Source organism: Pseudomonas sp. NFX224 (genome assembly GCF_048565165.1).
GTDB lineage: Bacteria > Pseudomonadota > Gammaproteobacteria > Pseudomonadales > Pseudomonadaceae > Aquipseudomonas.
In genome coordinates this window covers 3,464,157-3,483,949 of sequence record NZ_CP183416.1, presented here as the reverse complement: position 1 = coordinate 3,483,949, position 19,793 = coordinate 3,464,157, and the positions used below count along the sequence as shown (strand labels likewise).

The following is a 19,793-nucleotide window of genomic DNA, read 5'->3' as shown; positions in this document are numbered from 1 at the left end:
ACAAATTTTGCTGCCCAATGTGATCGGCGCCATTGCGTCGGCGTCATTAGTGGCTCAATTTAGCGTCATTGCCTCGGAAGGCCTTCGCATTTCATGTCATCGACTTCGTTCCGTCAGTCTCTGCGTCGCCTTTGGGCGCTGGATAAATTCAGCTACAGCGTGCGGGTGTTCATCGCCCTGACCGGCACCATGGCGCTGTGTTGGTATCAAGATGAAATGGGGCTGCTGATCCCGTTGTTCCTCGGGATTATCGCCAGCGCCCTGGCCGAGACCGACGACAGTTGGCAGGGCCGCCTCAATGCGCTTGCAGTGACGCTGGTGTGTTTCGCCGTTGCGGCGCTGTCGGTCGAACTGCTGTTCCCCTACCCCATTCTTTTCATCATTGCCTTCGCCCTCGCGGCGTTCTGCCTGACCATGCTCGGCGCTCTTGGCGAACGCTATGGCGCGATTGCTTCGGCGACGCTGATCCTGTCGGTCTACACCATGATCGGCGTGGACCAGCGCGGCGGTGCGGTCACCGATTTCTGGCATGAACCGGTGCTACTGGTAGCCGGTGCGGCCTGGTACGGCTTGCTCTCGGTGTTGTGGCAGGCGCTGTTTTCCAATCAACCGGTGCAGCAAAGCCTGGCGCGGTTGTTCCGGGAACTTGGGTTTTACCTGAAGTTGAAATCGTCGCTGTTCGAGCCGATCCGGCAGATGGACGTGGAAGCACGGCGCCTGGAACTGGCGCAACAGAACGGCCGCGTGGTCGCGGCACTGAACGCTGCCAAGGAAATCATCCTGCACCGGGTCGGCAACGGTCGGCCGGGATCGAAAGTCAGCCGTTACCTGAAGCTGTACTTCCTCGCTCAGGACATCCACGAGCGCGCCAGCTCTTCGCACTACCCTTACAACGCCCTGGCCGATGCGTTTTTCCACAGCGACGTGCTGTTCCGCTGTCAGCGCCTGCTGCGCCAGCAAGGCAAGGCCTGCCGGGCGCTGGCCGAGTCGATCCAGATGCGCCAGCCGTTCATCTATGACGCCAGCTTCGCAGAAGCCCTGAGCGACCTGCACGCTTCCCTCGAACACCTGCGCATCCAGAGCAATCCGGCCTGGCGCGGTTTGCTGCGTTCGTTGCGGGCGCTGGCGGCCAATCTCGGCACTCTCGACCGTTTGCTCAGCGACGCCAGCAACCCCGATGCCCTGGCCGACGCCACCGACAGCAGCCTGCTTGACCGTTCGCCGCGCAACCTCAAGGACGTCTGGGTACGCTTGCGCACGCAGCTGACGCCGACATCGTTGCTGTTCCGCCATGCCCTGCGCTTGCCCCTGGCCTTGAGCATCGGTTACGCCATGGTGCACTTGATCCACCCATCCCAGGGTTACTGGATCATCCTCACCACGCTGTTTGTCTGCCAGCCGAATTACGGCGCCACCCGGCGCAAGCTCGGCCAGCGGATCATCGGCACCGCCATCGGCCTGACCCTGGCGTGGGCGCTGTTTGATCTATTCCCCAATCCACTGATCCAGTCCTGCTTCGCCATCGCCGCCGGGATCGTGTTCTTTACCAACCGCACCACCCGCTACACTCTGGCGACAGCGGCCATCACCTTGATGATTCTGTTCTGCTTCAACCAGGTGGGCGACGGTTACGGGTTATTCCTGCCGCGGTTGTTCGATACCTTGCTCGGCAGCCTGATCGCCGGACTTGCGGTGTTCCTGTTCCTGCCGGACTGGCAGGGTCGGCGCCTGAACAAAGTGCTGGCCAACACCCTGACCTGCAACAGCATTTACCTGCGCCAGATCATGCAGCAATACGCCGCCGGTAAAAGCGACGACCTGGCTTATCGTCTGGCGCGGCGCAACGCGCACAACGCTGACGCGGCGCTATCGACCACTTTGGCCAACATGCTGATGGAGCCGGGGCATTTCCGTAAGGAAGCGGATGTAGGGTTCCGTTTTCTGGTGCTGTCGCACACCTTGCTCAGTTATTTGTCCGGCCTGGGTGCACATCGGGAAACCCAATTACCGGCAGATGTGCGCGAGCACTTGATTGAAAACGCCGGGGTAAAACTGGCCATCAGCATCGACGAAATCGCCCAAGGGTTGGCGAGCAAATCGGCGATTGCGATTCAAAGCGATGAGGAGGAAGCGCTGGCCAATGAACTTGAGCAGATGCCTGACGAAATCGATGAAGGCCAACGATTGGTGCAGACGCAACTGGCATTGATCTGCCGGCAGTTGGGGCCGCTGCGCACGCTGGCGGCGCACTTAATCAAGGATACGGGTGAGGATTAATGGATCGCCTTGCGTCGCAGCGGGCCTCTACATCCCATGCTGCTTCATCAACCGCGCATAACTCCCATCAGCCTTCATCGCCGCAATCTCGCGGTCGAAACCGGCGACGATCTGCTCATGCTGAGGGTTCTTCAGGCTGACCAGAATGTGCAGGCCGTTCTCGCTCAACGGCTTGGGCAGGAACTCTACGGCATTGCGCACCTTGGCAGACTCGCGGGCCAGGTAATAACGCGCGACGTATTCGTCTTCCAGCGTCAGCTTGACCCTGTCGGCAGCCACCATGCGCACCGCCATCGCAAAACTGTGCACCGGGATTTTCTGCAGTGATTCGTCCTCGTCAAAGGCCGGTGAATAGGCGTAACCGCGCACCACGGCTATCGGGTACGTGTGCAGTTGTTGCAGATTGTTGAACTCGATCGGCGCATCTTTGCGCTTGAGAAAGCGCACGCGATTGACCAGGTACTCACCGGAAAACTTCCCGAGCTTGGTACGTTCGTCGGTGTACCAGGCGTTCACCAATACGTCGTAGCGGCCCTCGCCTACCCCCAGCAAGGCCCGCGCCCAAGGCACCTGTTCAAAATCACTGGCATAGCCGGCCCGCGCCAGCGCGGTGCTGACAATGTCCGTGGCCAACCCGCCATTGACCAGCGTGGCGTCGGTAAAAGGCGGCCAGGCATCAGCCACCAGACGCAGCTTTTCCGCTGCCGCATGTTGAGTCAGCAACAGCAATCCAATCAAAGCAAAGGCTCGATGCAATCGCGGCATGCTAGAAAATCCTTAGCGGGCGGGCTGCCCGACGTGTTTTCAGCCAAAACTCCAAGACCCCGTACCGGCACACCCAGGCACTAAACGTTAGCTCATTGAAGCCACTGCACATCGCTTGATTCCAGATTACACAAAGAAGAAAGCGGCGCGCGAAATGAATGATGGCATTTTGGTCTTTGTCACAGATTTCTCCGCCATAAAGACATCCTGCGTCAGGACGCTTAGTATCGGAGGGACGTTTTCAGGGAATCAAAACATGGCAATCGAATGGGTCTGCAAACACCACAATGATCTGGGCAAAGAACAGCTGTACGCCATTTTGCAGTTGCGTGACGAGGTGTTCGTCGTCGAGCAGAAGTGCATTTATCAGGATATCGATGGCCAGGATCTGGAAGGTGATACCTGCCATTTGATGGGATGGGACGGGGATCGCCTGGTGGCCTACCTGCGTTTGCTCGACCCCGAGTTACAGGGCGGCGACGTGGTCATCGGCCGGGTTGTGACCGCGCCGCTCGGTCGAGGCAAAGGGTTGGGCCATGTAATGATGGAAAAAGCGCTGCTTCAGGCTGCAAAGCGCTGGCCTGATACGCCGATCTACCTCTCGGCCCAGGCGCATTTGCAGGGGTATTACGGGCGATACGGGTTTGTGGTGGCGGGCGAGGAGTTTGTCGAGGACGGCATTCCGCATATCGGGATGCGCCGCTCCTGAGGGCCCCCGTCGCGAGTAGGCTCGCTCCCACACTGATCGGTGGCGTAACGAAGATCAGCGTGGGAGCTAGGGATATTCCAACACCGTTTTGACCTGCCGCAGATTACGCTCGATCCACCCCCGATCAATCGCCCCCCACTCGCGAATCCGGTAGCGCCCGGCATGGTTACGCGCGCCTTCTTCCTGCTCGAACTCGCAGATGATATCCAGATCCGCCAGCGCAGCGATGGTGTCCTGGGCGGTGCGCCGCGGCATGCCGGTGACTTCGGTCAGCGCCGGAACGCTGCTGGCCAGACCGCTGTCGATCAGGTACGCCACGTACAGGCGGCGGTAGAAGCTGCTCTTGGTCTTGCTTACGTCCGTCACGTTCGCTCCTTTTCTTGAAGATCAAATCGCAGTCTGCAAATCCCGCCACGTCAGATACACCCGCACATCGAACTCCACCTGGTGATAGCCCGGCTGCATGTGTTCGCACAGTTTGTAGAACGCTTTGTTGTGATCCGACTCTTTGAAATGCGCCAGTTCGTGCACCACGATCATTTTCAGAAACTCCGACGGAGCCTCCTTGAACAGCGAAGCAACGCGGATTTCTTTCTTGGCCTTGAGTTTGCCGCCCTGTACCCGAGAGATCGTGGTGTGCAGGCCGAGGGCGCGGTGGGTCAGGTCGAGGCGGTTATCGAACAGCACTTTGTCGATGGTTGGAGCGTTACGCAGGTATGCCTGCTTGAGGTCCAACGCGTAGGTGTACAGCGCCTTGTCGCTCTGCACACTGTGTTGTTCGGGGTAACGCTTGCTCAAGTATTCGCCCAGCCGACCGTCGGCGATCAACTGGCGCACCTGATCCTGCAACGAAGCGGGATAAGCCTGGAGGTATTTCAACGCGGTCATCGCAGCGGCAACACAAATAACGAAAAGGTCGCCAGTGTAGCGAATTCAGCGAGTGAGCGCGCTCCAGTCAAAGGGCTGTGCAAAGTGTCCGGTGTCTTCGGCCATCATCGGCCGTGCCACCAGAAAACCCTGTACATACTCGCAACCATTGGCTTGCAACCACTCGTATTGCGCCACGGTTTCCACCCCTTCGGCGATCACCAGCATGTCGTACTGTTTACACAGTTCGATCACATTGCGCACCAGCACTGCGTCCCGCGACGACTCGGGCAGTCGCGCGATCAAATGGCGGTCGAGTTTGAGCGTGTCCAGTTGCAGATCGCGTAAATGAGCTAGCGAGCACGGCCCTGCACCGAAATCATCCAGCGCCACCCTGACGCCCAAACCGCGCAGCAAACGCAGTTGTTTACGGGTTTCTTCCGGGTTGTGCATCAAGGCGTCTTCCGTCACCTCGACTTCCAGATGACGTGGTTGCAAACCGTGACGCTCCAGCACCTGGCGCAACTCGGCAACCAGATTTGGCATGGCGAACTGACTGCCACTCAAACTGACGCCCAGAACCAGGTCCTCGGCAAACAGCGCTTCCCAGGCCTTGCGCTGTCCGGCACCGCGCTGGTAAATCCAGCTACCCAGGCGACTGATCAACCGCGCTTCTTCCAGCAACGGTAAAAACAGCCCAGGCGGCACGTCGCCGACGCTCGGGTGCTGCCAACGCAGCAAGGCTTCAAACCCGCGAATCTGCCCGCCGACGATGGCTACCTGCGGTTGATAAACAAGGTTGAAGTCTCGGTTCTCGATGGCGGTGCGCACGCTTTCTTCCAGCATAAGTCGCGAGCGGGCACGGCCGTTCATTTCGTGATCGTAGAAGCGATATTGCTGGCGACCGGCGCGTTTGGCTTCGTACATCGCGATGTCTGAAGCCCGCAACAAACCGTCCAGATTGGCCCCGCAATCCGGGAATGTGGCAATGCCGATGCTTGCGCCCAAGGCTATATCCAGGCCGTCGATCTGCTGACAGATTGACACGCGCTCAATCAGTTTCTCGGCAATCTTGGCCGCTTGTTCGGGGAACTCCAGGTCCAACAACGCGGTGAACTCGTCACCGCCCATGCGCGCCAGAATGTCGAAGGGCCGCAGGCAAGCCTTCAACTGTTCGGACACCCCGCGCAGCACCCGATCGCCGGCATCGTGACCGAGAGAATCATTGACCCGCTTGAAACCATCGAGGTCCAGATACATCAAGACCCAGGTGCTGTCGGTGCGTTCGCCGCGTAGCAGCAGGTTTTCCACGGTCTGGTAAAAACCGCGTCGGTTGAGCAGTCCGGTCAGCGGATCAGTAACGGCCTGGAATTCGAGTTGCTTGTGCAGGTGGCGCACCACCGACATGTCCAGCACCGTCACCACCATGGCGTGCTGCTCCGCAGGCAACGGCGCACACGACAGCGCCACCGGCACTTGCTGGCCGGGAGCGGTACGCAGCAACGCATCGTGCATGCGAAACGTCTCGCCGCGCTTGTACCCGGCCAGCAGGTCCGATTCGGCCCACACCGGGATATGCGGCTTTTGCAGGAAATCCAGAAACTCCTTGCCTTGCAGTTCCTGCACCGTGGCGTTGAGCAGACGCGACATCGCCGGGTTGGCGAAGCGGATCAGACCGTCCTCGCTCACCACCAGAATGCCTTCAGCGGCGTTGTCCAGCACCGAGGCATTGAAGGCACGAGCGACCTCCAGGTCATGGCTAAGGCGCTGCAAGGCCCGGCGATTGCGCTGGTGCTCCAGCAGCGCCTGGACCTTGGGCTTGAGAATCTGTGGATCGAACGGTTTGAACAGATAATCCACCGCGCCACTGGCATAGCCCTTGATCACGGCGTCCTGGGACTGTTCGTTGGCGGTCAGGAAAATAATCGGAGTGAGGCGGGTCCGTTGGCTACCGCGCATCAGGCGCGCCACTTCAAAACCGTCCATGCCCGGCATCTGCACATCCAGCAGCACCAGGTCGACATCATGTTCAAGCAACAGACTGAGCGCCTCGAAACCCGAGGCAGCGGTAATAACCTGCCAGTCCTGGCGCTGCAACAACGCGCGCATGCTGATCAGATTTTCAGGGTAATCATCGACAATTAATAACGTTGAGTTGCCGTCAGTTGGCCGGGGCTGCGCGCATTCCATGCTGCTTCTCTATGTTCGGGGCGTCAGGCCGGCTTCTCGTGAAAACCGGACAAATCCAGCCACCACTTTAGACCTGGATCCAGAAAAGCAGAAGCCATCAGTGCGCCACCCTCTAACTAAAGGGTTAATTCGCCGACTAACGGTCGTCCCTGCAGCCCGCTAAAACCGGGAAAGATGGCCTTTTAACAGGATTTTGACGTCACCCTTCTGTCAGCCCGACATTAACAAAACGCCCGCCTACGCTTATAAAGACCGCCCCCAAAGGCGCGCGCTAGAGCTTCTGGCACGTGCGTGCAGCACAATTCGTGGAAGCTATTTTTATGATCGACCTCGCAACCTGGAACCTCAGTGTTCCCGTCGGCAGCCCGCCGTACACCGTTGAAACCTCCAAACTGGTGAAGGGCTTCAAGGATCAATACTTCCACTCCGACACCGGCACGCTGTTTTTCTGGTCCCCGGTAACAGGCTCAAAGACTGAAAACGCCATCTATCCACGCACCGAACTGCGCGAAACCTACAGCAACGGTACGCTGCGCAACTGGTACTACCCGGATGCAGACAACCTGCTGCATGCCACGCTGGCGGTGAACCAGGTGCCGAGCTCGGGCAAGATCGTCATCGGGCAGATCCATGCCTATAACAGCCAGAAGCCGTTGGTGAAGGTTGAATACCAGTACAAGACCAAAACCCAAACCGGCAACATCGTCGCCAAGGTGCGTATGCGTCCCGATGATGACGAAGGCCGGGTCATCACCATCGCCACCGGTGTGAAACTGGACCGGGAGTTTTCCTACCTTATCCACCTCAGCCCTGGCGGTGCGCTGGGCATCAGTGCCGCGGGCTATCAGTGGGACACCAAAATCAGCGCCACCTGGCGCGACAAACCGTTGTACTTCAAGGCTGGGGTGTATGTGCAAGACAACACCGGGTACACCAGTGAGGGCGGGAAAGTGACGTTCAGCAAGCTGGATATCGATCACGATAAATAGCCGAAACGCGCCCACAAAAAACCCGCCTCTCGGCGGGTTTTTATGCAACTCAAACGTTGAAGACTTAGTTGACCTTGGCGTCCATTTGAACGCGTTACCTGCGGTATCGAAGGCTTCGCAAAATTAAGCTTTCGTTTTTTTCACCGATAATATTTCCACCTAGAAATAACCAAGCTAAAAATTTTCCAACCCTCAAATTTCAAATAAGTATAAAAAACTGTCAAACATGACAGTTGTTTCGATCCTCATTACGCCCCCAAACTCACAAGCAATGAGCCATTCGGAACATCGTTGAAATCCATGAGGGCGCCACAATGAAACCCACTAAAGAAACAATTCTTCTAATAATACTTACAGGCATATTTCCAGGCCTCGTCCAGGCCGACATCTGCGATGACTCTTGGTCAAAAAGCAGCGCAGCACAATCCTGCATACTTAATAAAACCCCAATCAAATTAATCGAGCCTACCAATGGTATGGAGCCATTTCCCAGTTGCGAAATAAATACCGGTTGCCTAACCGGAAATACCCGTCCAGAAGACCCTAATAGCTGGAACTCAAGAGAGATCAACGAGCGAGTAAACAGTCTATCCACAGTCTACCAACCGCAAGTCGAAAAACTCGTCAACTGCCAAGGAAAACTCAGGCTAAGTAGGTGTGACTAAAATAGAAAAAACAAAAGAAATAGCCCCCTAGCCACCGTGACATAAGAGCAGGCTTTATATACAGCAACTCTTCACACCGTATCTATAGGAGAACAGCATGATTAAGAATATGGGAACCTTGAAAACAAACAATACATCAACCCTGGAATTCCCATTAAACACTATGATTTCCGAAGTCTCAGCAGAACCCGCTAATTCGTCACCATTCATCCGCACATCAACAATTACTACTATTGATCAAGATAGCAATTGGGATACCACGGTTGAGCTGACAGCCCTTCCAAACCCGATGTCACTCAGCGAGTACATCAAAAGACCAAACAAACTATCAGCGTTCAGAAAGCTAGGGATCACCAATACAATGCGCGAGCTTGATCTTGACCCCAACAACAATTGCTAGGGCCCCCCAACAGACGGGCTCGGTTTCACACGCAGCGTAGAAACATTTATGAGGTATGTAAATATTCCTGCAGCGTAGAACATCAACCATCATCAGGAACAACAGTTCGCTACAACATTGTAATGACTAAAAATAAGAGCGTGTCGATGAAAAAACACTCGATTGAACTCATTAGCTCCACGTATTAAAAACCCGCCTCGTGGCGGGTATTTAATGCAACTCAAACGCTACAGAGTCTTAGTTGACCTTGGCATTCAACTCACCTTTCAGGTAACGCTGATACATCGCTTCCAGGGAGATCGGCTTGATCTTCGAAGCGTTGCCTGCGGTGCCGAAGGCTTCGTAACGAGCGATGCACACGTCGCGCATGGCGGTAACGGTGGCGCCGAAGAATTTACGCGGGTCGAACTCGCTCGGGTTGGTGGCCATCAGGCGACGCATTGCGCCGGTGGACGCCAGGCGCAGGTCGGTGTCGATGTTGACCTTGCGCACGCCGTACTTGATGCCTTCGACGATTTCTTCAACCGGTACGCCGTAGGTTTCTTTGATGTCGCCGCCGTACTGGTTGATGATCGCCAGCCACTCTTGCGGAACCGAAGACGAACCGTGCATCACCAGGTGAGTGTTCGGAATGCGCTTGTGGATTTCCTTGATGCGATCGATCGCCAGCACGTCGCCGGTAGGTGGCTTGGTGAACTTGTAGGCGCCGTGGCTGGTGCCGATGGCGATGGCCAGGGCATCAACCTGAGTGCGTTTGACGAAGTCAGCGGCTTCTTCCGGGTCGGTCAGCATCTGGCTGTGATCCAGAACGCCTTCGGCGCCGATACCGTCTTCTTCACCGGCCATGCCGGTTTCCAGCGAACCCAGGCAACCCAGCTCGCCTTCTACCGAAACGCCGCAGGCGTGAGCCATGGCTACGGTTTGTTGGGTAACGCGGACGTTGTAGTCGTAGTCGGTCGGGGTCTTGCCGTCTTCGCCCAGGGAACCGTCCATCATGACCGAGCTGAAGCCCAGCTGGATGGAACGCTGGCAGACGTCAGGGCTGGTGCCGTGGTCCTGGTGCATGCACACCGGGATGTGCGGGAATTCTTCGATGGCTGCCAGGATCAGGTGACGCAGGAACGGCGCGCCGGCGTATTTGCGAGCACCGGCCGAAGCCTGGACGATCACCGGGGAGTCAGTCTTGTCAGCGGCTTCCATGATGGCGCGCATCTGCTCAAGGTTGTTGACGTTGAAAGCTGGAACGCCGTAGCCGAACTCGGCTGCGTGGTCCAACATCTGGCGCATGCTGATAAGTGCCATTGTGTGTGTCTCTCCCGGTTGAGGGTCGTTAATCGTGCCAGCCTGCCGGAGCGGCGGCGGCTATTCAAGTTATTGCAGATCGGGGGTTAGGCCCAGGCTGCGAATTCGGGTGTTACATCAACTCTAAAACGTCGGTTCCTACAGGTGACAGCCACGGCCAATCAAATCATTGGTGGCGACCCAGTAAACCAGGCCTTCCTCACCTTTCACGTGAAACGCCAGCATGTTGTCGCTGTACAACGAACCCGAGGCGCCCGGCTCTTCCTTCAGGCGATAGACCTGATCGGCACCGCCCAGGCGGACGTCGACTTGCTTGCGGCTGTCATCGGTGTAGCGCCACAGCACCTTGGCCTGACTGTCGCAGGTCCAGGTGGTCCAGTTGTCAGCCGCAGCGGACGACTGGAACGGGTTCAAGTTGGCGCACCCTGCCAGCAGTGCCAGCGCCGTAATGGCGATAAAACCTTTCATCCGTGTTCCTCGGCTGACAGCGCACGCCACCAGCCCTGAGTAAAGAGTCAGACCCGTCAAGGACAACCATGTTCCTTGGCGGGCGTCTGGGTCTCGTATTTGTCCAGGCCTTCAGGCCCGGAACGCTTGTTGAGCACCGGATTGGTTTCCGCCTGCCAGTCGGCCTGATAGCAGCCTTTTTCCGGCGCGGATGGCGCAGGTTCCGGCGTGGCTTTCGGGTTACTCCCGCAAGCCGCCAGCGAACCCGCGACGATCAACAGCGCTAACGTCTTGACCATTTCAACACTCCCTCGCCTGGTCAAACGGGCGACCCTCAGGCCTTGGCCCGGCTTTCCAGGACTTCAACAGCTGGCAGCACTTTGCCTTCGACGAATTCGAGGAATGCGCCGCCGCCGGTAGAAATGTAGGAAATTTGGTCAGCAACGCCATATTTGTCGATGGCCGCCAGCGTATCGCCACCGCCCGCGATGGAGAACGCCGAGCTTTCAGCAATGGCCTGGGCCAGCACTTTGGTGCCGTTGCCGAACTGGTCAAACTCAAACACGCCGACCGGACCGTTCCACAGGATGGTTTTCGACGATTTCAGCAACTCGGCGAAGTTGGCCGCGGTCTGCGGGCCGATGTCCAGAATCATGTCGTCGGCAGCGACGTCAGCGATCAGCTTGACGGTGGCCGCAGCGCTTTCGGCGAATTCCTTGGCAACCACCACGTCAACCGGCAACGGCACGCTGACTTTGGCGGCGATAGCGCGGGCGGTGTCCAGCAGGTCAGGCTCGTACAGCGACTTGCCGACCGGGTGACCGGCAGCGGCCAGGAATGTGTTGGCGATGCCGCCGCCAACGATCAGTTGATCGCAGATCTGGCTCAGGCTGTTCAGTACGTCGAGCTTGGTCGATACCTTGGAGCCGGCAACAATGGCCGCCATTGGCTGTGCCGGAGCGCCCAGGGCTTTGCCCAGTGCATCCAGTTCTGCGGCCAGCAACGGACCAGCAGCAGCAATTTTGGCGAACTTGGCCACGCCGTGGGTCGAACCCTCGGCACGGTGAGCGGTGCCGAAGGCATCCATCACGAACACGTCGCACAGGGCGGCGTATTGCTGGGCCAGTTCATCGGCGTTCTTTTTCTCGCCCTTGTTGAAGCGCACGTTTTCAAACAGCACGATGTCGCCCGCTTTCACGTCGACACCACCCAGGTAATCGGCTACCAGCGGCACTTCGCGACCCAGGGCCTTGCTCAGGTAGTCGGCGACTGGCTTGAGGCTGTTCTCGGCCGAGAACTCACCTTCGGTCGGACGGCCAAGGTGCGAGCAAATCATTACGGCCGCGCCTTTTTCCAGGGCCAGCTTGATGGTCGGCAGCGAAGCCAGGATTCGCGCATCGCTGGTGACAACACCGTCCTTGACTGGGACGTTGAGGTCTTCGCGGATCAGTACGCGCTTACCTTGCAGATCGAGGTCGGACATCTTCAACACGGTCATGGGTCGCATTTCCTGGGTAGCTGTTTAGAGAGCAGGTTTTTTGGATGTAGCTATTTGCAGATAGTGTTCTGCAACGTCGAGCATTCGGTTGGCAAAACCCCATTCGTTGTCGAACCAGGCCAGGATGTTCACCAGCCGTGGGCCGGAAACACGGGTCTGACTGGCATCGACGATCGCCGAATGTGGGTCATGGTTGAAATCACAACTGGCGTGAGGCAACTCGGTGTAGGCCAGAAGACCTTTGAGCGGGCCGCTGGTGGCCGCCTCGCGCAGGATCCGGTTGACCTCGGTGGCGTCGGTGTCGCTCACCGTTTGCATCGTAATGTCGAGGCAAGACACGTTCACCGTCGGCACACGTACGGCTTTGGCCTGAATTCGCCCGGCAAGTTCCGGCAACAGGCGCTCGATGCCACGCGCCAGACCAGTGGACACCGGGATCACCGACTGGAACGCCGAACGGGTACGGCGCAGGTCTTCGTGGTGATAGGCATCGATCACCGGCTGATCGTTCATCGCCGAATGGATCGTAGTGATCGACACGTATTCCAGGCCAATGGCCTGGTCCAGCAGACGCAACAGCGGTACACCGCAGTTGGTGGTGCAAGAGGCGTTGGACACCAGCAGTTCGTCACCGGTCAGGCAATCCTGGTTCACGCCGTAGACGATGGTGGCGTCGACGTCCGCTTCACTGGCCATCGGCTGGGAAAACAGTACACGCGGCGCGCCGGCGTCGAGAAAACGCTGGCCGTCTTCACGGGTGTGGTAAGCGCCGGAGCATTCCAGCACCAGGTCGACGCCCAACGACGCCCAATCGATGCCTTCGGGGGTGGCACTGCGCAGGACCTTCACGCAGTCGCCATTAATATGCAGACAATCGCCGTCGACCTTCACTTCACCGGGAAAACGCCCGTGAGTGGAGTCGAAGCGTGTCAGGTATTCGATGCTGGCCATGTCGGCCAGATCGTTGATCGCGACAATTTCAAACCCAGCCGCCGAGCCTCGCTCGAACAACGCACGCAAGACGCAACGACCAATCCGGCCGTAGCCGTTGAGTGCAACTTTGTAGGGACGCGGTTGAGGCATGGGGTTCTCGATAGACGCAGTCAGACGAAATCTCGTTAACAACACACCCTTGTGGGAGCGAGCTTGCTCGCGATGGACTTCAGGACAACGCGCTCATCCAGACAGCCAGCGTTATCGTTAACGACCATCGCGAGCAAGCTCGCTCCTACAGGGCATCACGGCGGCCAGAGCCACCGCGTCGTGCTTAGTCTTCCAGCAGTTCTTCAGCCTGACCCAGGATGTTTTCCAGGGTGAAGCCGAACTCTTCGAACAAGGCAGGCGCAGGCGCCGACTCGCCGTAGGTGGTCATGCCGATCACGCGGCCTTCCAGGCCCACGTACTTGTACCAGTAGTCCGCGTGGGCGGCTTCGATGGCGATACGCGCGCTGACCTGCAACGGCAGAACCGATTGCTTGTAGCCGGCGTCCTGGGCATCGAACACGCTGGTGCAAGGCATGGAAACCACGCGCACCTTGCGGCCCTGCTCGGTCAGTTTGTCGAAGGCCTGAACGGCCAGACCCACTTCCGAACCGGTCGCGATCAGGATCAGCTCAGGCTCGCCTGCGCAGTCCTTCAACACATAACCGCCACGGCTGATGTCCGCGATCTGCAGAGCGCTGCGGGTTTGATGCTGCAGGTTCTGACGCGAGAAGATCAGGGCCGAAGGACCGTCCTTGCGCTCCAGCGCAAACTTCCAGCTCACTGCCGATTCAACGGCATCCGCCGGACGCCAGGTGTCGAGGTTCGGCGTGCAGCGCAGGCTGGCCAGTTGCTCGATTGGCTGGTGAGTCGGGCCGTCTTCGCCCAGACCGATGGAGTCGTGGGTGTAGACGTGGATCACACGCTGCTTCATCAGGGCCGACATGCGCACTGCGTTGCGTGCGTATTCCATGAACATCAGGAAGGTCGCGCCGTAAGGCACCAGGCCGCCGTGCAGGGCAACGCCGTTCATGATCGCGGTCATGCCGAATTCGCGCACGCCGTAGTACATGTAGTTGCCGCTGGCGTCTTCGGCGGTGACGCCTTTGCAACCTTTCCACAGAGTCAGGTTGGAGCCGGCCAGGTCAGCCGAGCCGCCGAGGAATTCAGGCAGCAGCGGGCCGAACGCGTTCAGGGCGTTCTGGCTGGCTTTACGGCTGGCGATGGTTTCGCCTTTGGCAGCCACTTCAGCGATATAGGCATCGGCCTTTTCGGCGAAGTCCGCCGGCAGCTCACCGCTCAGGCGACGCACCAGTTCATTGGCTTCGGTCGGGAACGCAGCGGAGTAAGCTGCGAAACGCTGATCCCACTCGGCTTCAACTGCGCGGCCAGCTTCTTTTGCATCCCACTCGGCATAGATGTCGGCCGGGATTTCGAACGGGCCGTGATTCCACTTCAGCGCCGCGCGGGTCAGGGCGATTTCCGCGTCACCCAGCGGGGCGCCGTGGCAGTCTTCCTTACCTTGCTTGTTCGGCGAACCGAAGCCGATCGTGGTCTTGCAGCAGATCAGGGTCGGCTGGGCGCTTTTGCGTGCAGTCTCGATCGCAGTCTTGATCTCTTCCGGGTCGTGACCGTCGACGTTGCGGATCACTTGCCAGTTGTAAGATTCAAAACGCTTCGGGGTGTCGTCGGTGAACCAGCCTTCGACTTCGCCGTCGATGGAGATGCCGTTGTCATCGTAGAAGGCAATCAGCTTGCCCAGGCCCAAGGTGCCGGCCAGCGAAGCGACTTCGTGGGAAATGCCTTCCATCATGCAGCCATCACCCAGGAACACATAGGTGTGGTGATCAACGATGTTGTGGCCAGCACGGTTGAACTGGGCAGCCAGGACTTTTTCAGCCAGGGCAAAGCCCACGGCGTTGGCCAGGCCCTGGCCCAGTGGACCGGTGGTGGTCTCGACGCCCGGGGTGTAGCCGAGTTCAGGGTGGCCCGGGGTGCGGCTGTGCAGTTGGCGGAACTGCTTGAGGTCTTCGATCGACAGGTCGTAGCCGGTCAGGTGCAGCAGCGAGTAGATCAACATCGAGCCGTGGCCGTTGGACAGCACGAAGCGGTCACGGTCGGCGAACGATGGATTGCTCGGGTTGTGCTTGAGGTAGTCGCGCCAAAGCACTTCGGCGATATCTGCCATACCCATAGGGGCACCGGGATGGCCGCTGTTGGCTTTTTGCACGGCATCCATGCTGAGGGCACGAATGGCGTTGGCACGCTCACGACGGCTAGGCATCGCTGATCTCCTGGGGTTCTGTAACAAGGGTGAATAATCGAAACGGAAAAAAGGCGAGCATTTTCCCTCACCCAGACGCCTCGGGGCAATGACAGATAGTCATCTGGAGGCGTTTTTCCAATGGATAACGACGGTTTGGGCTGGTGAAACCTTTCCGCCATTCGTTTGTTGACTGAAGCTAACGTTAAGAAGTGCCATCTATCGAGCAATATCAAAACTTTTTGATATTGCTCTTGCGATGCTATCGGTGCGTGACTAGACTGCCGGCCTTATGAATTTACGCGCGCCTTCCATTCACCATGACGATTGCGATGTGCTGGCGGCCCTGTGCAAGGCCGGCGGCGATCCTCTGCGGTTGAATGTATTGCGCGCACTGGCCAACGACTCGTTCGGCGTACTGGAACTGGCGCAGATCTTCGGCATCGGCCAGTCCGGCATGAGCCATCACCTCAAGGTGTTGGCCCAGGCCGACCTGGTGGCAACCCGCCGTGAAGGCAACGCGATTTTCTATCGTCGCGCCCTGCCCCACACCGATCTGTTGGGCGGCAAACTGCACGCGGCCCTGCTCGAAGAAGTGGACGACCTGACCTTGCCTGCCGATGTGCAGTCGCGGATTACTCAAGTCCATGCACAACGGGCGGCGGCCAGTCAGGACTTTTTCTCACGGGTCGCGGAGAAGTTTCGCGCCCAGCAAGACTTGATCGCCGGCCTGCCGCAGTACCACGAAAGCGTGGTGGCCTTGCTCGACAAGCTGAGTTTCAGCGCAGACGCTACCGCCATTGAAGTAGGCCCCGGAGACGGTGCTTTTCTGCCGGAGCTGGCGCGCCGCTTCACCCAGGTCACGGCGCTGGACAACAGCCAGGCGATGCTCGAACTGGCGCGCCAGGTGTGCGAACGGCAAATGCTGACTAACGTCAGCCTGCAACTGGCCGATGCCTTGAACGGCGTGAGCCTCAAGGCCGATTGCGTTGTATTGAACATGGTGCTGCACCATTTTGCCGCGCCGGCCGATGCGCTCAAGCACATGGCCCATTTGCTGCAACCAGGCGGTAGCCTGTTAGTGACGGAGTTATGTAGCCACAACCAGAGTTGGGCCAGGGAAGCCTGCGGTGATCTCTGGTTGGGGTTTGAACAGGACGATCTGGCCCGTTGGGCCACCGCTGCGGGACTCGTTCCCGGGGAAAGCCTCTATGTAGGCTTACGTAATGGTTTCCAGATTCAGGTCCGCCACTTTCAGCGGCCGACTGGCGACACTCACCATCGGTAATTCCAGGAAAACATCGAGATGAGCGAATACTCCCTTTTCACCTCCGAGTCCGTGTCTGAAGGGCATCCGGACAAAATCGCCGACCAGATTTCTGATGCGGTGCTGGACGCAATCATTGCCGAAGACAAGTTCGCCCGCGTGGCGTGCGAGACGCTGGTGAAAACGGGCGTGGCGATCATCGCCGGCGAAGTCACCACTTCGGCCTGGGTGGACCTGGAGCAGATCGTTCGTGACGTGATCACCGACATCGGCTACACCAGTTCCAACGTCGGCTTCGACGGCGCGACCTGCGGCGTGATGAACATCATCGGCAAGCAGTCCCCTGACATCAACCAGGGCGTCGACCGTGCCAAACCTGAAGATCAGGGCGCCGGTGACCAGGGCCTGATGTTCGGCTACGCCAGCAACGAAACCGACGTGCTGATGCCGGCACCGATCACGTTCTCGCACCAGCTTGTACAAAGGCAAGCCGAAGCCCGTAAATCCGGCCTGCTGCCTTGGCTGCGTCCGGACGCCAAGTCGCAGGTGACCTGCCGCTACGAAAACGGCAAGGTTGTCGGTATCGACGCTGTTGTCCTGTCGACCCAGCACAACCCGGAAGTGTCGTACAACGACCTGCGTGAAGGCGTGATGGAGCTGATCGTCAAGCACGTGCTGCCTGCCGAACTGCTGACCAAGGACACCCAGTTCCACATCAACCCGACCGGCCAGTTCATCATCGGTGGCCCGGTAGGTGACTGCGGTCTGACCGGTCGCAAGATCATCGTCGACAGCTACGGCGGCATGGCCCGTCACGGCGGTGGCGCGTTCTCCGGCAAGGACCCATCGAAGGTTGACCGTTCCGCGGCCTACGCCGGTCGTTACGTGGCGAAGAACATCGTCGCTGCCGGCCTGGCCGAGCGTTGCGAGATCCAGGTTTCCTACGCCATCGGCGTCGCTCAACCGACTTCGATCTCGTTGAACACCTTCGGCACCGGCAAAATCAGCGACGACAAGATCGTCAAACTGGTCCGCGAAGTGTTCGACCTGCGTCCGTACGCAATCACCAAGATGCTCGACCTGCTGCACCCGATGTACCAGGAAACCGCAGCGTACGGCCACTTCGGCCGCACCCCGGCGACCAAGACTGTCGGTGACGATACATTCACCACCTTCACCTGGGAAAAAACCGACCGCGCCGACGACCTGCGTTCCGCCGCCGGCCTGTAAGACTTCCCTGGCGGTACCAAAAGCCCCGCACGGTTCGCCGTGCGGGGCTTTTTGTTGTCTGCGCCTACCTGTGCGAGTTTGCTCCGGGCGGTGAACCGACGATGATGCCAGCTCAACCACCCGAAATACCTGGCAAAACACCCGGTCCTGGCCCCCTCGAATCCTGACCTAACCTTCAAGCATCCCATTGAGCAAGGACGCTCACGATGCTCCCGTCAACGCGCCTGTTTTTCGCCTTTCTGCTGATGTGGACCTGCCTCGGCGCCCGCGCCTTGGAATGCCCCGCCTGGCCACCTGAACGCGCCTCGAACGAAATCAACGCACTGCAAAATCAAATCGATCTCTGGGACGACAACTATCACCGCCAGGGCCGCTCACTGGTCGCCGACGAACTCTACGATCAGTCCCGCGCACGACTGAACGAATGGCGCCAATGCTTCAACCTGAGCGCGTCCGCAGAGCCATTACGCACCGCACGCGGTACGCTCGCGCACCCCGTCGCCCATACCGGCCTGGACAAATTACGCAATGGCCAAGCGGCCGAAAACTGGCTGCGTGGCCGTGCGGACATCTGGGTGCAGCCCAAGGTCGACGGCGTTGCCGTGACCCTGATTTATTGGCAAGGCTTGTTCATTCAAGCCATCAGTCGCGGCGACGGTACGCACGGCCAGGACTGGACAACTTCCGCCCGCCAGATCGCCGCTATTCCCCGGCAACTGTCACAGCCGCTGGACCTGTTGGTGCAAGGCGAGCTCTACTGGCGCCTGCACGATCACATTCAGGCCCAGGCCGGCAGCCTCAATGCCCGTTCCACGGTTGCAGGTTTGATGGCCCGCAAAACGTTGAGTACCGAACAGGCAACCGGGATTGGCCTGTTTGTCTGGGACTGGCCGCAAGGCCCGACGAACTTGCCGGACCGCACCGCGCAACTGGATGAACTGGGTTTTCCGGCAACCTCGCCGTATAGCCAACCGATCAGCACACTCGCCGACGCCGAGCACTGGCGTGAGCACTGGTATCGCTCGCCCTTGCCGTTCGCCAGCGACGGTATCGTCCTGCGTCAGGACCAACGCCCACCCGCCGAACGCTGGCAGGCCAAACCGCCATTTTGGAGCGTTGCCTGGAAGTACCCCTTAGCCCAAGCACTGGCCGAAGTGCGCAAGGTTCACTTCAAGATCGGCCGGACCGGGCGAATCACCCCGGTGCTGGAACTGACCCCCGTGAGGCTCGATGACCGGCAAATCAGACGCGTCAGTGTGAGTTCCCTGCAACGCTGGCAAACGCTGGACATCCGACCGGGCGACCAGGTCGCCATCAGCCTGGCCGGCCTGACCATTCCCAGACTGGACTCAGTGGTAGTGCACAGTACCGAGCGCGCGGAACTGAGCGTGCCGCTGGCGGCGGATTTTCACCCGCTAAGTTGTTGGCAGCCGACAACGGGATGTGAAGGTCAGTTTCTCGCCCGGCTAATCTGGCTCAGTGGCAAGCAGGGCCTGGCCTTGCCCCACGTCGGCCCTGGCACTTGGGAAAAACTTCTTGTAACAGGCCGTCTGAACCGTCTGCTGGATTGGCTGACCCTCGATGCTCAAGAGCTTGCTACCATTGATGGTTTCGGCGAGCGCAGTGCTGCGCGTCTTTTGAGCAGTTTCGAGAGTGCCCGGCAACGCCCCTTTGCCCAATGGCTCAAAGCCCTGGGCATGCCGCCGACCGGCCAGGCACGCCTCGCAGACTCCTGGCAGGCGCTCGCACAACGAAGCACCGAACACTGGCAGGCCGAACCTGGTATCGGCCCCGGACGCGCGACGCAATTGAGCGCTTTTTTCCGCGACCCTCAGGTTCTGGCCTTGAGTGAAACATTACGTGAGGCAGGGATTGACGGCTTTTAACCGCCGACAATGCCTTCCCACCCGGGAACCCAATAGTACCGATGGGCTCAAACAAGC

General features: G+C 58.9%; 17 protein-coding genes. 7 read left to right on the top strand and 10 right to left on the bottom strand.

The annotated features are described in order from the left end of the window. Window positions 1-93: 93 nt before the first annotated feature. Window positions 94-2,277, top strand: a complete 2,184-nt coding sequence (gene yccS, locus ACNYC6_RS15745; RefSeq protein WP_419708208.1) for a YccS family putative transporter — start codon at window positions 94-96, stop codon at window positions 2,275-2,277. Window positions 2,278-2,304: 27 nt separating this feature from the next. Here yccS and ACNYC6_RS15740 read toward each other — a convergent pair whose 3' ends face one another. Then, window positions 2,305-3,042 (bottom strand): substrate-binding periplasmic protein, encoded by a 738-nt coding sequence (locus tag ACNYC6_RS15740; RefSeq protein WP_419708207.1) that lies wholly within the window; start codon window positions 3,040-3,042, stop codon window positions 2,305-2,307. 256 nt (window positions 3,043-3,298) lie between these two features. Between ACNYC6_RS15740 and ACNYC6_RS15735 the strand changes: the two genes are divergently transcribed. After that, entirely contained in the window at window positions 3,299-3,751 is a 453-nt protein-coding gene (locus ACNYC6_RS15735) for a GNAT family N-acetyltransferase (RefSeq protein WP_419712972.1), read from the top strand. A 66-nt stretch (window positions 3,752-3,817) separates the two neighbouring features. Here the strand turns inward: ACNYC6_RS15735 and ACNYC6_RS15730 are convergent, their stop codons facing one another. The 3 genes from ACNYC6_RS15730 to ACNYC6_RS15720 are packed head-to-tail and all read right to left on the bottom strand — an operon-like array spanning window position 3,818 to window position 6,808. Then, window positions 3,818-4,117, bottom strand: coding sequence for a winged helix-turn-helix domain-containing protein (locus tag ACNYC6_RS15730; protein ID WP_419708206.1), 300 nt, complete (start codon window positions 4,115-4,117; stop codon window positions 3,818-3,820). A 21-nt stretch (window positions 4,118-4,138) separates the two neighbouring features. Beyond that, on the bottom strand, window positions 4,139-4,639 hold the full coding sequence (locus ACNYC6_RS15725; protein ID WP_338583623.1) for a M48 family metallopeptidase: 501 nt from the start codon (window positions 4,637-4,639) through the stop codon (window positions 4,139-4,141). Window positions 4,640-4,684: 45 nt separating this feature from the next. After that, entirely contained in the window at window positions 4,685-6,808 is a 2,124-nt protein-coding gene (locus tag ACNYC6_RS15720; protein WP_419708205.1) for a putative bifunctional diguanylate cyclase/phosphodiesterase, read from the bottom strand. 320 nt (window positions 6,809-7,128) lie between these two features. Here ACNYC6_RS15720 and ACNYC6_RS15715 point away from each other — a divergent pair, with 320 nt between their 5' ends. Both ACNYC6_RS15715 and ACNYC6_RS15710 read left to right on the top strand, forming a co-directional pair. After that, window positions 7,129-7,797, top strand: a complete 669-nt coding sequence (locus ACNYC6_RS15715; protein ID WP_419708204.1) for a polysaccharide lyase family 7 protein — start codon at window positions 7,129-7,131, stop codon at window positions 7,795-7,797. A gap of 762 nt (window positions 7,798-8,559) precedes the next feature. After that, on the top strand, window positions 8,560-8,862 hold the full coding sequence (locus tag ACNYC6_RS15710) for a hypothetical protein (RefSeq protein ID WP_419708203.1): 303 nt from the start codon (window positions 8,560-8,562) through the stop codon (window positions 8,860-8,862). 237 nt (window positions 8,863-9,099) lie between these two features. On the opposite strand, the gene fba is transcribed toward ACNYC6_RS15710, so the two are convergent. The 6 genes from fba to tkt all read right to left on the bottom strand — a co-directional run bounded on the left by fba (window position 9,100) and on the right by tkt (window position 15,374). Next, complete coding sequence (gene fba, locus ACNYC6_RS15705) at window positions 9,100-10,164, bottom strand: class II fructose-bisphosphate aldolase (protein ID WP_007913760.1); 1,065 nt, start codon at window positions 10,162-10,164, stop codon at window positions 9,100-9,102. A gap of 138 nt (window positions 10,165-10,302) precedes the next feature. Continuing rightward, window positions 10,303-10,632 (bottom strand): MliC family protein, encoded by a 330-nt coding sequence (locus ACNYC6_RS15700; RefSeq protein WP_419708202.1) that lies wholly within the window; start codon window positions 10,630-10,632, stop codon window positions 10,303-10,305. A gap of 56 nt (window positions 10,633-10,688) precedes the next feature. Continuing rightward, window positions 10,689-10,910: a hypothetical protein gene (locus tag ACNYC6_RS15695; protein ID WP_419708201.1), complete on the bottom strand. Its 222-nt coding sequence runs from the start codon at window positions 10,908-10,910 to the stop codon at window positions 10,689-10,691. A gap of 35 nt (window positions 10,911-10,945) precedes the next feature. Further along, a complete protein-coding gene (locus tag ACNYC6_RS15690; RefSeq protein ID WP_419708200.1) occupies window positions 10,946-12,109 on the bottom strand; it encodes a phosphoglycerate kinase in 1,164 nt (387 codons plus the stop codon). 24 nt (window positions 12,110-12,133) lie between these two features. Then, complete coding sequence (gene epd, locus ACNYC6_RS15685; protein WP_419708199.1) at window positions 12,134-13,192, bottom strand: erythrose-4-phosphate dehydrogenase; 1,059 nt, start codon at window positions 13,190-13,192, stop codon at window positions 12,134-12,136. Between the two features lie 184 nt (window positions 13,193-13,376). Next, complete coding sequence (tkt, locus tag ACNYC6_RS15680) at window positions 13,377-15,374, bottom strand: transketolase (protein WP_419708198.1); 1,998 nt, start codon at window positions 15,372-15,374, stop codon at window positions 13,377-13,379. Between the two features lie 271 nt (window positions 15,375-15,645). On the opposite strand from tkt, the gene ACNYC6_RS15675 reads away from it, so the two are divergent. The 3 genes from ACNYC6_RS15675 (at window position 15,646) to ligB (ending at window position 19,736) form a co-directional block, all read left to right on the top strand. Continuing rightward, window positions 15,646-16,641: an ArsR/SmtB family transcription factor gene (locus ACNYC6_RS15675; protein WP_419708197.1), complete on the top strand. Its 996-nt coding sequence runs from the start codon at window positions 15,646-15,648 to the stop codon at window positions 16,639-16,641. Between the two features lie 18 nt (window positions 16,642-16,659). Further along, entirely contained in the window at window positions 16,660-17,850 is a 1,191-nt protein-coding gene (metK, locus tag ACNYC6_RS15670; protein WP_419708196.1) for a methionine adenosyltransferase, read from the top strand. Between the two features lie 206 nt (window positions 17,851-18,056). Next, window positions 18,057-19,736, top strand: a complete 1,680-nt coding sequence (gene ligB, locus ACNYC6_RS15665) for an NAD-dependent DNA ligase LigB (RefSeq protein ID WP_419708195.1) — start codon at window positions 18,057-18,059, stop codon at window positions 19,734-19,736. The last annotated feature ends 57 nt before the right edge of the window (window positions 19,737-19,793 follow it).

Bases quoted from the DNA above. Each gene is read 5' to 3' on its own strand.
- ACNYC6_RS15710 (WP_419708203.1), top strand. From the start codon at position 8,560: ATGATTAAGAATATGGGAACCTTGAAAACAAACAATACATCAACCCTG.
- ligB (WP_419708195.1), top strand. From the start codon at position 18,057: ATGCTCCCGTCAACGCGCCTGTTTTTCGCCTTTCTGCTGATGTGGACC.
- ACNYC6_RS15695 (WP_419708201.1), bottom strand. From the start codon at position 10,910: ATGGTCAAGACGTTAGCGCTGTTGATCGTCGCGGGTTCGCTGGCGGCT.
- ACNYC6_RS15715 (WP_419708204.1), top strand. From the start codon at position 7,129: ATGATCGACCTCGCAACCTGGAACCTCAGTGTTCCCGTCGGCAGCCCG.
- tkt (WP_419708198.1), bottom strand. From the start codon at position 15,374: ATGCCTAGCCGTCGTGAGCGTGCCAACGCCATTCGTGCCCTCAGCATG.
- ACNYC6_RS15700 (WP_419708202.1), bottom strand. From the start codon at position 10,632: ATGAAAGGTTTTATCGCCATTACGGCGCTGGCACTGCTGGCAGGGTGC.
- metK (WP_419708196.1), top strand. From the start codon at position 16,660: ATGAGCGAATACTCCCTTTTCACCTCCGAGTCCGTGTCTGAAGGGCAT.
- fba (WP_007913760.1), bottom strand. From the start codon at position 10,164: ATGGCACTTATCAGCATGCGCCAGATGTTGGACCACGCAGCCGAGTTC.
- ACNYC6_RS15735 (WP_419712972.1), top strand. From the start codon at position 3,299: ATGGCAATCGAATGGGTCTGCAAACACCACAATGATCTGGGCAAAGAA.
- yccS (WP_419708208.1), top strand. From the start codon at position 94: ATGTCATCGACTTCGTTCCGTCAGTCTCTGCGTCGCCTTTGGGCGCTG.
- epd (WP_419708199.1), bottom strand. From the start codon at position 13,192: ATGCCTCAACCGCGTCCCTACAAAGTTGCACTCAACGGCTACGGCCGG.
- ACNYC6_RS15675 (WP_419708197.1), top strand. From the start codon at position 15,646: ATGAATTTACGCGCGCCTTCCATTCACCATGACGATTGCGATGTGCTG.
- ACNYC6_RS15720 (WP_419708205.1), bottom strand. From the start codon at position 6,808: ATGGAATGCGCGCAGCCCCGGCCAACTGACGGCAACTCAACGTTATTA.
- ACNYC6_RS15740 (WP_419708207.1), bottom strand. From the start codon at position 3,042: ATGCCGCGATTGCATCGAGCCTTTGCTTTGATTGGATTGCTGTTGCTG.
- ACNYC6_RS15725 (WP_338583623.1), bottom strand. From the start codon at position 4,639: ATGACCGCGTTGAAATACCTCCAGGCTTATCCCGCTTCGTTGCAGGAT.
- ACNYC6_RS15690 (WP_419708200.1), bottom strand. From the start codon at position 12,109: ATGACCGTGTTGAAGATGTCCGACCTCGATCTGCAAGGTAAGCGCGTA.